At 58.6% G+C, this 12,783-nt stretch carries 10 protein-coding genes; all 10 read left to right on the forward strand.

Annotated features, from left to right (window positions below):
• Positions 1–615: 615 nt before the first annotated feature.
• The 10 genes from GXM22_RS06720 to rnr all read left to right on the forward strand — a co-directional run bounded on the left by GXM22_RS06720 (position 616) and on the right by rnr (position 12,647).
• On the forward strand, positions 616–1,662 hold the full coding sequence (locus GXM22_RS06720) for a plasmid recombination protein (protein WP_005932574.1): 1,047 nt from the start codon (positions 616–618) through the stop codon (positions 1,660–1,662).
• A 76-nt stretch (positions 1,663–1,738) separates the two neighbouring features.
• Complete coding sequence (locus GXM22_RS06725) at positions 1,739–3,031, forward strand: virulence-associated E family protein (RefSeq protein ID WP_082210788.1); 1,293 nt, start codon at positions 1,739–1,741, stop codon at positions 3,029–3,031.
• Positions 3,032–3,243: 212 nt separating this feature from the next.
• Positions 3,244–3,531 carry an excisionase gene (locus tag GXM22_RS06730; RefSeq protein WP_005932579.1) on the forward strand — a complete coding sequence of 96 codons (288 nt, stop codon included), beginning with the start codon at positions 3,244–3,246 and terminating at the stop codon, positions 3,529–3,531.
• A gap of 106 nt (positions 3,532–3,637) precedes the next feature.
• Complete coding sequence (locus GXM22_RS06735) at positions 3,638–4,792, forward strand: site-specific integrase (RefSeq protein WP_005932581.1); 1,155 nt, start codon at positions 3,638–3,640, stop codon at positions 4,790–4,792.
• A 363-nt stretch (positions 4,793–5,155) separates the two neighbouring features.
• A complete protein-coding gene (locus tag GXM22_RS06740; RefSeq protein WP_005932585.1) occupies positions 5,156–6,103 on the forward strand; it encodes an AAA family ATPase in 948 nt (315 codons plus the stop codon).
• Positions 6,100–7,215, forward strand: coding sequence for a DUF58 domain-containing protein (locus tag GXM22_RS06745; RefSeq protein ID WP_005932589.1), 1,116 nt, complete (start codon positions 6,100–6,102; stop codon positions 7,213–7,215). Before GXM22_RS06740 ends, GXM22_RS06745 begins: the two co-directional genes overlap by 4 nt.
• On the forward strand, positions 7,212–8,420 hold the full coding sequence (locus GXM22_RS06750; protein WP_005932593.1) for a hypothetical protein: 1,209 nt from the start codon (positions 7,212–7,214) through the stop codon (positions 8,418–8,420). Before GXM22_RS06745 ends, GXM22_RS06750 begins: the two co-directional genes overlap by 4 nt.
• A gap of 53 nt (positions 8,421–8,473) precedes the next feature.
• Complete coding sequence (locus GXM22_RS06755; RefSeq protein ID WP_099357197.1) at positions 8,474–10,066, forward strand: peptidoglycan D,D-transpeptidase FtsI family protein; 1,593 nt, start codon at positions 8,474–8,476, stop codon at positions 10,064–10,066.
• Between the two features lie 99 nt (positions 10,067–10,165).
• Positions 10,166–10,414, forward strand: coding sequence for a preprotein translocase subunit SecG (secG, locus tag GXM22_RS06760; RefSeq protein ID WP_005932601.1), 249 nt, complete (start codon positions 10,166–10,168; stop codon positions 10,412–10,414).
• Between the two features lie 115 nt (positions 10,415–10,529).
• The gene (gene rnr, locus GXM22_RS06765) at positions 10,530–12,647 is read left to right on the forward strand and encodes a ribonuclease R (protein ID WP_005932603.1); all 2,118 of its coding nucleotides are present in this window, start codon (positions 10,530–10,532) and stop codon (positions 12,645–12,647) included.
• The last annotated feature ends 136 nt before the right edge of the window (positions 12,648–12,783 follow it).

Raw genomic sequence — 12,783 nt, forward strand, 5'->3', positions numbered from 1 at the left:
TAGTGATTTCAGGTGCTATAATAATTGCAGAGATGCAGCATCTTAGTGATTTTTCGCAAAGAAAGAATAGCGATGCAACAAGAAATGGGAACGATGTTTCCTACTTTCACCGAAAATTAGGAACTCACAGTTCCTGTTCGAGTATGAGTTTCTCTGTTATACTTTTCTTGCAGAGCAGAAGCAAACTCTTCTAAGCAGAAAGCGACAAACGCCATGATCTCCCACTGAGGGAAGGAGCGATAGGCCACTTTCTTTGCAGTAGAACAAACACATAAATCCTTTTCCGAAAGGATTACCTTTCGATTCTGAGAGAAGATTTCAAGACACGGTCTTGAAATGCGAGACCCGTTGCTTAGAAGAATTGTATCACTCCTGTGATTTGATCGCACGAGTGGCCATACACAAAAAATACAGGAAAAGAGGGATGTCTATCTGAAATTAACACGACACAACGGACGAGCCGGAACCCACGGCACTTACAACCCCAAGCACAACGACCGCAGTTTCAACCTTGCCAACAGTGAGCACATCGACCCGGAACGAGCCAAGGGCAACATCTACTGGGACTGCTTCCACGGATTTCGTTCGGCTCTTGACCCACAAGACCCGGATGATTTGGCGGCAACCTTCTCGGACGTAGAACGGCAGTTCTACGAAACCCACTACACGGCCTTTATCGAAGGTCAGAACGGGCGCAACGCCAAGATCCGGCACACGGAGCGCAACCGCTCCATTCCCGACCTGTTGTCCAGCCGCAAGACCTGCCCGGAAGAAACCATCTATCAGCTGGGAACGCTGGATGAACACGCCTCGGCAGAGGACTTGCTGAACATCGTCACCGAGTTCATTGAGGAGTTCAAGGCCAAGTTTGGCGAACACGTTCATGTGCTGGACTGGGCATTGCATCTGGACGAAAGCACACCCCACATCCATGAGCGTCATGTGTTCGACTGCGAGAACAAGTACGGCGAGGTGGCACCCCAGCAAGAAAAGGCATTGGAAGCACTGGGCTTCGACCTGCCTGACCCGGACAAGCCCCTCAGCCGCCGCAACAACCGCAAGATCACCTTTGATGCCGCCTGCCGGAAGATGCTGTTTGAGGTTGCAAAACGTCATGGGTTGGATTTGGAGGAAGAGGCGGAGTACGGCAACCGCAAATATCTGGAAAAGCAGGACTTCATCCTTGCCAAGCAGAAGGAGCAGCTTGCCGCCCAGCAGAGCAAGCTGGACGAATTGACCCTCAAGGTCAACGACATGGAAACGCTGATCGATGAAGTTTCGGCAGCAGCCTACGACAAGGCGGTGGAGGTCGTGACCGACGTGGTACGCACCGAGACCCGCAAGGAAGATATGCGGATGATCGAGGACACGAAGAAGTGGGTGCTGTCCCCGGAGCGCAAGGCTCCGCAGGCCACGAGGGAATATGCCGCCCACCGTTTGGACACCGTGCTGGACAAGTTCCTCAAGACCATGCAGACTACCGCCGCACGTCTGCAGGAGAAGCTGCTGAAGCCGGAAGTCCGGCAGAAAGGCAAGGAGCAGGTCAAGGAGAAAGCACGGGATTCCGTTCTGCAACTGTTGAACCGCTTGCAGGCAGAACAGGCGCAGCGGAATCCATCTGCACTTTCAACTGCGGAAAAGTCAGAAAATCGTTTTCAATAATAGTACGAGGTGATGTTTATTGAGCAAAGAAGTCAACGAAGAACGCACTCCCCGAACCGTTGAGGATGTGAAGGAGATGCTGTCCAAACATTCCAATGGCGAAATCCAGCGGACAATCCAGAACTGCATCACGATTTTGCAGAACGACCATGTGCTTGCCGATGCCATTCGGCTGAATCTGTTGAGCGAGCGCATCGACATTGTGAAGCCCGTGGGTTGGCCCCGCTCCGGCAAGACCCTGAACGACACTGACATGAAGTATATCCTGCGCCGGATGGAGAAATACGGCATTTCCAGCGAGAAGAAAATTGAATCCGCTATCCGCATCGTTGCCAACGAGAACCGTTACCACCCCATCCGGGACTACCTGAACGGCCTGAAATGGGATGGAACAGAGCGGATAGCCCACGTCCTGCACCACTTCCTCGGTGCTGCGGAGGACGAGTACACTTGCGAAGCTATGAAAATCTTCCTGCTGGGAGCCATCAAACGGGTGTTCCAGCCGGGATGTAAATTTGAAACCATGCTCTGTCTGGTGGGCGGGCAAGGTGCGGGGAAGTCCACCTTTTTTCGACTGCTGGCAGTCAAGGATGAGTGGTTCTCGGATGACCTGCGGCGGCTGGACGATGACAACGTGTACCGCAAGCTGCAAGGTCACTGGATTATCGAAATGTCGGAGATGATTGCCACCGCCAATGCCAAGAGTATCGAGGAGATCAAAAGTTTTCTCAGTAAACAGAAGGAAACCTATAAAGTCCCCTACGAGACCCATCCTGCCGACCGTCTGCGCCAGTGTGTCTTTGCTGGCACGACCAACCGGCAGGATTTTTTGCCCCGTGACCGCACGGGTAATCGCCGCTTTATCCCCGTTCCGGTGGATGCGGAACTGGCCGAAGTCCACATTCTAGACGATGAAGCCGAATCCCGTGCCTATATCGCCCAGCTTTGGGCTGAAGCCATGACCATCTACAACAGCGGTAATTACAAGCTGGCGTTCAGCCCCGCCATGCAGGAAACGCTGCAAGTCCATCAGCAGGACTTCATGCAGGAGGATGCACAGGCTGGCATGATCTACGCCTTTCTGGAGGACTACACGGGTGACCGGGTGTGTTCCAAGCAGCTCTATGCGGAAGCGCTGGGCAACACGAACATCCCGGCAGAGTGGGAGACCCGCGCTATCTGTGAGATCATGAACACGGGAATTTCGCGCGGCGATATTCAAGGCTGGCAGGCGCACAAGACCGCCAAGCGTTACCCGAAGTACGGCGTTCAGAAAGGCTGGGAGCGCGTAACCAGCCCCGAAACCGGGGCTGAAGATTTCTCCGAAATAACGGATGTAGAAGCTAAGCAGCTGGGCTTTCCCTTCTGATGAACAGCGGTTACACGTCTGGTTACAGATTCGGTTACACTTCAGTTACAGTCCAAAGGCCGCATGGCTACTGTGTTTTCCTCTTTCTGTAACCATGTAACCTTAAAAAGATAAGAAAAAGTATAAAGCCCACCGGATGCCCTGTGTGCAGAAAAAGAGAGTTTTCCTGCCCGGTTACAGGCGTTCGGTTACAAGGAATTGGAGGTCTGCCTATGAAGGAAGTTCGCGTTTGCGAAGCAATGAAGTCCCCAGTGGAGACTTCAAGCGACGGAACGGTCTTGCATCAGCAAGATGGAGGGACCAAGTCCCGACAAGTTCCGATCTGGGAAAAGAGCAATCTGACGCTGGAAGAAGCTGCGGCTTATTCCGGCATTGGCATCAATAAACTGCGTGAGATCACCAACGAGGATAAGTGCAAATTTGTCCTTTGGGTGGGCAACAAGCGTTTGATCAAGCGCCGTCTGTTTGATTGCTTTATCGAGCAGGCGTATTCTATTTGAGAATGATGCAACGTCTTTTCTATTCGATATCGGTGGAAGTCGCATGGTCGGTATGGTATACTAAAATTAACCCCTATATGCGCTTTTCACAGAAAGGAGTTTCTAAATGTCTGAAAAGCGCAAAGATAGCAAGGGCCGTGTTTTGAAGGATGGCGAAAGCCAGAGAGCAAACGGCACCTACGACTATCGTTATACCGATATCCACAAGAAACGGCGTTGTATTTACGCTAAATCCCTGACAGAGCTGCGGAAAAAAGAGGAAGAACTGTGGCGCGATCTGGCAGACGGCATCGACTACGCCGCCGGAGAGATGACGGTGGCTGATCTGGTTGACCGCTATATGAACCTGAAACGTGGGTTGAAACCCAATTCACTTCGGTCGTACAACACAGCGGTCAAGCGGATTCATGCGGACCCTTTCGGGCAAAAAGCCATCAAAACGGTAAAATTGTCCGATGCGAAAGGCTGGTTCGTGTTTCTGCATGACAGCGGTTTCAAGCAAAACACCATAGGAATCCTGCAAAGCGTTGTCAGACCGGCGTTTGAGATGGCGGTAGAGGATGACATCATCCGCAAGAATCCATTTAAGTTCAAGCTGTCGGACGTTGTGCCGAAGGACGCTTATGTGCGCAATGCCCTGACCAGAGAACAGCAGGAAAAATATCTGCAATTCGTTCAAGACTATGGCGGCAACTATTATGATGATATCGTCATTCTTATGGGAACCGGCTTGCGTGTGAGTGAGTTGTATGGCCTGACACGAGCAGATATCGACTTTGAACGGCACTGTATCCATGTCCGGCGGCAGCTTTGCCGGACGGCTGAAAAGCCTTACTTTGTCACACCGCCGAAAACAAAAAGCGGTATCCGCAATGTTCCCATGACAGATACCGTTTGTGCAGCGTTGCGGCGTGTAGTAAAAGCCAGAGCGTCCACGAAAGTGGAAGCGCTGGTGGATGGTTGCAGCGGATTCCTCTTTCTGGACAAGTCCGGAATGCCGAAGGTGGCAATGCACTTGGAAAACTATATGCGTGGCGTGCAGGGAAAGTTTGAGAAGGCGTACAGCAAACCTGTTCCGCGCATTACACCTCATGTGCTGCGACACACCTTCTGCACCAATGTCCAGCAGGCTGGACTGGATGTAAAAAGCTTGCAATACCTGATGGGACACTCCAATGCCAGTGTGACGCTGGATGTCTACACGCACAGCAGCTTTGAATCGGTTGAAAGGGCCTTTGAACAGATCGCCGGCAACCTGTGATTTTCGACGTATGAAGCGGAATTTCTTACGCCGAAACTTACGCCAAAACTTACGCCAATCACCCGGTAAGTGGCGTAGATTTGCGTAGAAAAGCGTGGATCATGCAAAAACGGAGAATCTGGGAAAAGCGGCTTGTGGCCTTGATAATTCTACAAAAGTCTACGTTTCCCGATATTCGTGATTCGGCTCCAAAAGTGTGGTTTGGAAGGGCGGCATGTACTAAGCCGCACTGGTTCCCCATACCAATTCAATACGCCGCAGAAGGCAGAACTTCCCATCCGGGAGGCTCTGCCTTCTTTTTGTTGACACCCTTTCCAAACAAGAGTACACTTAGAAAAATTGTTTTTGGGAAAGGAAACACCAATGAACACTGCCGCTTTTACCGCCTACCGCGAAAAAGTTGTGTCCAACTGTGCCCGTGTCATTGTGGGCAAGGAGGATGCTGCCGAGAAAATTCTGGTCAGCTTCCTCTGCGGAGGCCATGTATTGCTGGAAGATAAGCCTGGCACCGGAAAAACCATGCTCCTGCGTGCATTTGCGCGCACGGTGGGCGGGGACTTCAAACGGGTGCAGTTCACGCCCGACCTGCTGCCCTCCGATCTGACCGGCATCAATTTCTACAACCAGAAGTCCGGTGAGTTCGAGTTCCGGCCCGGCCCGCTCTTCACCAACTTTGTGCTGGCGGACGAGATCAACCGCGCCACGCCCCGTACCCAGTCGGCCCTGCTGGAAGCCATGGAGGAAAGGCAGATTACCGTGGACGGCGTGACCAGCCGCCTGGCTGAGCCCTTTATGGTGCTGGCCACCCAGAATCCGCTGGAATCCTTTGGCACCTTCCCGTTGCCAGATGCCCAAATGGACCGTTTTTTCATGCGGCTGTCGCTGGGCTATATGACCCGGGAGCAGGAGCTGGAGGTGCTCTCCCGCCCCTCGGCCCAGACCGTGCTGAACGAGCTGCAGGCCGTCGTTACTCCCGAGGAGACCGCATACGTCCGCACGGCTTACCGGGAGGTCAAGGTCTCCGAGGAGGTCAAGCACTACCTTATGGACATCGTGGAAGCTACCCGTACACAGAGCGGCTTTGTCAGCGGTGTGTCTACCCGCGGTGCGCTGGCACTCTATCAGGCTGCGCAGGCGTATGCCTCCTTGCAGGGCAGGGAATACGTCATCCCCGAGGACATCAAAGGGCTGGCCCCGGCGGTGCTTTCTCACCGAATTTCTCTGGGCAGCAGCATGAACGCCGAAGCCGCCGCTCTGCGGATGCGCAAGCTGTTGGCCGAGATCACTGTGCCGCTGGAGAGTGCGGAATGAGCGCCGTCATCTTCGCGCTGCTATTGGTGGCCACAGCCCTTGGGCTGGAGCGTTACAGCACAGTCCACAGCCTGGACGATGTGCAGGGGCGGCTGGAAGTGGAGGATCACCTTGTGGAAGCCGGGGAGCCCGCCATGATCCACCTCGTTGTCCGGAATAACGGCCCCCGTTGGAAGATGTTCCTGGCGGCAAAGCTCCACCTGAACAAGGAGTTTCTTCCCTGCGCGGAGCACCACATTGCGCAGGATCAGACAGGTTGGGGCCACACGGTGCGGTTCACCACCTGGCTGCGCCCGGGGCAGGAGGCAGATTTCTCCACCGCCCTCAGGCTGGAACGCCGGGGCCGCTATGTGCTGGAACCGATGCAGGTCATCGGCGGCGACTTTCTGGGTCTTGTGGAACAGTCCCGCACCGAGCGGGGCTTCCACGAGCTCATTGTTCCACCCAGGGAGTGCGCTCTGCCGGAACTGGAAGAGATGCTGGGCGGTTTTCTGGGCGAGCTTTCGGTGAACCGCTATATCTACGAGGATCCTATTCTCACGGCGGGTTACCGCCCCTACACCAGCGGTGACCCCATGCGTTCCATCGCCTGGAAGCAGAGCGTCCGGGGGCAGGGGCTTATGGTCAAAAAGTGGGATTACACCACTGAGCCCCGGGCAGTGGTGCTAGTCCATGCGGATACCAAGGATTACGACCACCCGGAACCGGCGGAGCTCTGCTACTCCATGGCCCGCACAATCTGCCGGAGGCTGGAAGAAAAGGCGGTGTCCTACCGCTTTGCGGCAAACGCTGCCTTTGACCTGCTGCTCAATGCGGCTCTCTCCGGTGAGGAGTGGAGAAAACCGCTGGTAACCCCGCAGGGCTACGGCCCCGAACACTACCGCAGGGTGTTGGAAATTCTGGGCCGCGCCACCGGGCAGACCTCCCTTTCCTGCGCGCGGTTCTGCGCCGAATACTACCACCCGCAGGAGCAGGTCGGCTGCATCGTGGTGACAACGGAGCCGGAAGAAGCTGTGCGTGCTGCCGTGCGGCCCCTGCCTGGCATTCCGCTGCTGGTGCTCACTCCGGAAATGGCCGCAGAGACGGCCCAGACAGGGGAGGCGGGCGCATGATGTTCTTACATACCCTGCGCCTGGCAGGTGATCTGAGCTTTTACTATGCCTTTGCGGGCTTTTTTGCTGCCAGCTTCGGCGGGACACCCATGCCGCTGGTGCTGGTCTGGTCTGCCCTCTGCTTTGGTCTGGCCTCCTGCTTTGAGGGCAGCCGTCCCCTCCGCACCTCTCTTGCGGCCCTGAGCGCGGCGGCGCTGCTCCTCCTGCCTACAGGGGCGGACAAGCTCTGCTACTTCCCGGCGGCAGTCTACCCGGTGCTGCTGGCCTACACCGGCGATTTTGCCCTTTCGCCGATGCGGCAGGCCGAGCGCCTGCGCTGGCTCTGCCGGGTATGGCCCTTCTTTGCAGTGGCAATGCTGCTGTGGAACGCCAACGCGGTGCTTTCGGTGGCCCTGCCCTTTGCGACGGCGGCAGCGGTGCTTCTGGTGGGGTTCAACCGCACCACCCGGCAGGACCCGGAGATCTCCACCCGTCCGGGCTATCTGCTGCTTTCCGGCGGCGTGCTGGCGGCGGTGTGCGCAGGGCCGTTCCTGCTCAGCCGCAGTGTTGTGGTTGCCGGTGCAAAGGCGGCTGCATCTGCCGTTTACTTTGGCGGGATCGTGCCGGTGTTGCAGCTGTTTTTGAACAACATTGTGGTGCAGGGTGTGACTTGGCTGTTCCACGGCATCCTGCAGTTCATCCGCTGGCTCTTCACCCTCTTTCCGCCCAAACCGTTGGAGCGCACCGAGATCGTTTCTACCGATGAGGTCATCGCCAACGCCCAAAAGGCCGCCGAGAACGCAGAACCGCTCATCAACGGGATGTCGATGCTGACCGTGCTCGGTATCCTGCTGGCGGTCCTCTGTGCGGTGCTGGTGGTGCGGCATTTCCTGCGCCAGAAGTTCCGGCACACGGACACTGCCTGCACGGACACCACTGTGCGGCGTAGCACCCACAAGCGTGTCCGCCGCTGGCCCGGGCTTTTTCTCAGCCCGGTGGACAAGGTGCGGCGGGAGTATGCCATCTATCTGGACCACTGCCAGCGCCACGGCGTGACCATCCTGCGGGGCGATACCAGCCTTGACCTGACCGGCCGCGCTTTCGGTATGGACTTTGCCGCCGAGGCCGAGCTGCGCCAGATCTACCTCAAAGCCCGCTACAACGGCACCGCCACGGCCGAGGATGCCGCCCGTGCCGCTGAGCTCGTCCGAAAAATCTGCTCCTGAACGCATCAACGCCCCCTTTCCTGCCCATCCTAAGCGGGAGAGGGGGCGTTTTCATGTCCGGCAAACGGGTGCTGGCCCTGTATGGGGCCTTGCTGTTCTGCTTTGCGGCGGTGGTCTGCCGCCTGTACTGGCTCTGCTCCGACACGGACTACGGGGCCCGGGCGGCGGCGCAGAGCGTGGTCACCCTCCACCTGCCCGCCCGGCGGGGCAATTTTTATGATCACAGGGGCCAGCTCCTCACGGGGCAGACCACCCGCTGGATGGCCCTCTGCGTGCCCGGGGAGGGCAGCTATGCCCGCCTGTTCGCCTACACCGATGCCGCCGGGCAGGCGGCGCTCTACCAGAAGCGGAACGCCGCGTCCCCGTTCTTGCTGGAGGTGGACCGGGATGTTTCTGCGCTGGGCGTTTCCTGCTGGCCAGCGGCGCGGCGAAGCTCTGCCGCCCCGCTGGCAGTGCAGCTGCTGGGGTATCTCGATGGCGAGGGCCATGGTGCTGCCGGTCTGGAAGCCGCCTTTGACGAACTGCTCACCGGCAGCGGGGCAGGGGATACCCTGCTCTGCACCGTCAACGCCCAGGGAAAGCTGCGGGCCGAGCCCGTCCTCACCCCCGCCGACAGCGGGGCCGTGGGGGTGCAGCTGACCCTTTCCCGGGAGATCCAGCAGACCGCCGAGGCCGTGGCCAACGAGACGATGCAGAGCGGCTGTATCCTGGTGCTGGACACCGCCAACGCCAAGGTGCGGGCCTGCGTCAGCCGCCCCGGCTATGATCCGGAAAACATTTCGGCCAGCCTGAACGCCCCGGACAGCCCCCTGCTGGAACGGGCGTTCCAGTGCTATGCCGTGGGCTCGGTGTTCAAGCCGGTGGTGGCGGCAGCGGCGCTGGAGGCAGGGGAGAGCGGCTTTGTCTACACCTGCCCCGGCTGGTGCGCGGTGGATGGCCGGATCTTCCGCTGTGCGGGCGGCATTCCCCATGGTGAGGTGGATCTGGCCGGCGCGCTGGAAAAGAGCTGCAACGGCTACTTCATCCGGCTGGGGCAGGCGCTGGGGGCCGATGCTGTCCGCGCCATGGCAGAGCAGTTGGGCTTCGGGCAGGCGATCCCGCTCACCGATGCCCTGCACACGGCGGCGGGGGTCCTGCCAGAGCGGGAGGCTCTTGCGTCCAGCGGGGCCTACGCCAATTTCTGCTTTGGGCAGGGGGAGCTGCTGGCATCCCCCCTGCAGGTCGCCGCCATGATGAACACCATTGCCTGCGGGGGGATCTGCCGCACCCCGCTGCTGCTGGAGACTACTCTGGACGAGACCACCGGCACACCACTCACGGCGCTTTCCCATGTCCGGAGCAGGCGGGTGCTTACAAAGTGCACCGCCGCCGCCCTGCAGGCCCTGTTGGCGGGTGTAGTGGCCGGGGGCACCGGCCATGAGGCCGCCCTGCCCGGCCAGACCGCGGCAGGCAAGACCGGCACGGCCCAGACCGGCCAGTTTTCCGGCGGTACAGAGCTGAAAAATTACTGGTTTGCGGGTTTTGTCCCGGCAGAGCAGCCCCGCTATACCATCGTGGTGCTGCAGGACACGCAGGCCGAGCCTGCCTTTTCCAGCGCGGCCATCTTTGCCCGGGTGGCGGCAGGGCTGGAAATTCTGGCCCCGTAGCCCACAGTTTTTCTTGCATTTCCCGGGCTTTTGTGCTATCATACACTTGTATTTGTATGCAGTCTCTATGAAACTAAAGATAAAAGGAGCGTTCCATCCATGTCTGTCATTGAAATCGTCGGCGGTGCCATCCTGCTGGTCGTCTCGGCCGTCATCATTCTCCTCACCCTGATGCAGCACACCCACGGTCAGGGTCTGGCCGGTGCCATCAACGGTGGTGTGGGCGGTGCCAACAATGCACGCCTGACCCCTGCGGATCAGATGCTGGCCAAGGTGACCCGCATTGCAGGCATCGTGTTCTTTGTGGTGGCTATCCTGGCCTGTGTGTTCGCCAGCCGTCTGGCCTGAGCACTCGTGTACAGCCCCGTGTAAGGCGGGGCTGTTTTTCTGTCTAAACCTCTCGTGGGAAAGAAGTTGTCCGGGTTCCATTGGAGAATGCCGGAAAAGTGTTAAGGAGAAAAATATGTCATTACGCGATAAAATTGAACATGCCATCCAGAACCAGCCCTGCATGGTCAAGGACCTCAAGGCAAAGTTCGGCGGCGACCGTGCCGCGGACCGCAAGGTGATGGAGGCTCTGGACGAGCTGGTGCACGATGCTGTGGTCTGCCAGAAGTCCGGCGTGTTCTTCACTGCCCGCTCCGGCCGTGCCGAAAAGGCCCTGCCCTGCAAGGTGGTCAAGCTGGGCAAGAACTTTGCCTTTGTGATGCTGGAGGATGAATCCGGCGATATCTTCATCCCGGGCCGCTTCACCCGCGGTGCCATGCCCGGCGATTCTGTTCTGGTGGAAAAGTTTGCCCACCCCCGGGTGGAGGGCAGCGATGAGGGCGAGATCCTTGCCGTGCTCGAGCAGAAGAACGACATGGTGGGCACTGTCCGCCGCATCGAGGGCCGCCTGAAGTTCGTGCCCGATGACTGCCCGGCCATCTCCATGACCATCCAGCGCGACTGCGAGGGCGGCGCGAAGGACGGCGACAAGGTGGCTGTGGAGATCCTGCAGCGCGGGACCCGGCAGGAGGATCACCGCGTGGGCGTTTCCATGCGCTTTGGCAGCTGCGAGGAGGCCAAGCGCTGCGCCAAGGCCCTGCTCTATGCCAAGGACATCCACACCCGTTTCCCCGAGAAGGTGCGGGACGAGGCCAAGAAGTTCGAGGACATGACCGTGTCTGAGGAGGACTGCAAGGGCCGCATGGATCTGCGCGCTCTGCCCATCTTCACCATCGACAGCGCCGAGACCAAGGATATCGACGATGCCGTCAGCCTGACCCGGCTCCCCGGTGGCGGCTATGAGCTGGGCGTTCACATCGCCGATGTCTCCCACTACGTCAAGCCCGGCAGTGAGCTGAACGAGGAGGCCTTCAACCGCGCCACTTCGGTCTACTATGCGGATCAGGTCGTGCCCATGCTGCCCAAGAGCCTTTCCAACGGCATCTGCTCCCTGAACGAGAAGGAGCTGCGCCTGGCGTTCTCCTGCCTGATGCGTCTGGATCAGGACGGCAATCTGACCGACTACAAGTTCGTCAAATCCATCATCTGCAGCCGAGTCAAGGGCGTGTATTCTGAGATCAACGCCCTGCTGGCCGGCACTGCCGATGCCGAGACGCAGGCCAAGTACGCCGAGGTGCTGGATCAGCTGCCCGCCATGAAGGAGCTGTACGCCCACCGCGCCCGCCTGCGCAAGGAGCGCGGCTGCATCGATTTCGAGAGCGGGGAAGTCAAGCTCATTCTGGATGAGAACGGCCACTGCATCGATGTGAAAAAGCGCACCTCCGGCGAGAGCGAGGCCATGATCGAGGAGTTCATGCTGCTGGCCAACCAGTGCGCCGCCCACTTTGCCCGGGTCAAGCAGATCCCCTTTGTCTACCGTGTCCACGAGGAGCCCAACGGCGAGAAGCTGGAGCGCCTGCACAGCCTGCTGCAGGCCTGCGGCATCAACGACCACTTTGCCAAGGAGGTGCCCACCCCCAAGGAGCTGAGCGCCATTCTGGAAGGCGTGCGCGGCACCCCATTTGAGCAGATCGTCAACACCGGAATGCTCCGCTGCATGTCCAAGGCCTGCTATGAGGAAAAGCCCAAGGGTCACTATGGTCTGGTGCTCAAGGACTACGCCCACTTCACCAGCCCCATCCGCCGCTACCCGGATCTGGCCATCCACCGCATGATGACCGACCTGCTCAGCGGCACCGACAAGGAGACCATGATCGTCCGCTACACCGATTTCGCGGAGAAGGCCTCCAAACAGTCCAGCGAGCGGGAAGTGCTGGCCGTTCAGATCGAGCGCAAGGCCGAGGATTACTACAAGGCCGAGTACGCCCGCCGCCATCTGGGTGAGTGCTACGAGGGCATCATCTCCGGCGTGACCCAGCGCGGCATCTTTGTGGAGCTGGAGAACGGCGTGGAGGGCTTTGTGCCCGCTTCCAGCCTGACCGCCACCGGCACCACCCTCACCGAGGGCATCCGCCTTTCTGACCCCGCCTCCGGCAAGACCTGGAGCCTGGGCGACAGCATGATGATCACCATCGTCCGCGCCGATATCAACCTTGGCAAGGTCGATTTTGAGGTAGCACCCGAAACAAAATAACGGATAAAGAAACGCAAGCGTTCACCTTCCCTGGAGGGTGAGCGCTTTTTTTGTTGGACTAAACCCCTCAGGCGCTTTGCGCCAGCTCCCCTGGTAGGGGAGCCCTTGGCATAATGGTGCAGTCTGTGCGGAAAGG

The organism is Faecalibacterium duncaniae (assembly GCF_010509575.1).
GTDB lineage: Bacteria > Bacillota > Clostridia > Oscillospirales > Ruminococcaceae > Faecalibacterium > Faecalibacterium duncaniae.

Coding starts and splice junctions, on each gene's coding strand:
- GXM22_RS06725 (WP_082210788.1), top strand. CDS start 1,739: ATGCTGTCCAAACATTCCAATGGCGAAATCCAGCGGACAATCCAGAAC.
- GXM22_RS06730 (WP_005932579.1), top strand. CDS start 3,244: ATGAAGGAAGTTCGCGTTTGCGAAGCAATGAAGTCCCCAGTGGAGACT.
- GXM22_RS06735 (WP_005932581.1), top strand. CDS start 3,638: ATGTCTGAAAAGCGCAAAGATAGCAAGGGCCGTGTTTTGAAGGATGGC.
- GXM22_RS06740 (WP_005932585.1), top strand. CDS start 5,156: ATGAACACTGCCGCTTTTACCGCCTACCGCGAAAAAGTTGTGTCCAAC.
- GXM22_RS06745 (WP_005932589.1), top strand. CDS start 6,100: ATGAGCGCCGTCATCTTCGCGCTGCTATTGGTGGCCACAGCCCTTGGG.
- GXM22_RS06750 (WP_005932593.1), top strand. CDS start 7,212: ATGATGTTCTTACATACCCTGCGCCTGGCAGGTGATCTGAGCTTTTAC.
- GXM22_RS06755 (WP_099357197.1), top strand. CDS start 8,474: ATGTCCGGCAAACGGGTGCTGGCCCTGTATGGGGCCTTGCTGTTCTGC.
- secG (WP_005932601.1), top strand. CDS start 10,166: ATGTCTGTCATTGAAATCGTCGGCGGTGCCATCCTGCTGGTCGTCTCG.
- rnr (WP_005932603.1), top strand. CDS start 10,530: ATGTCATTACGCGATAAAATTGAACATGCCATCCAGAACCAGCCCTGC.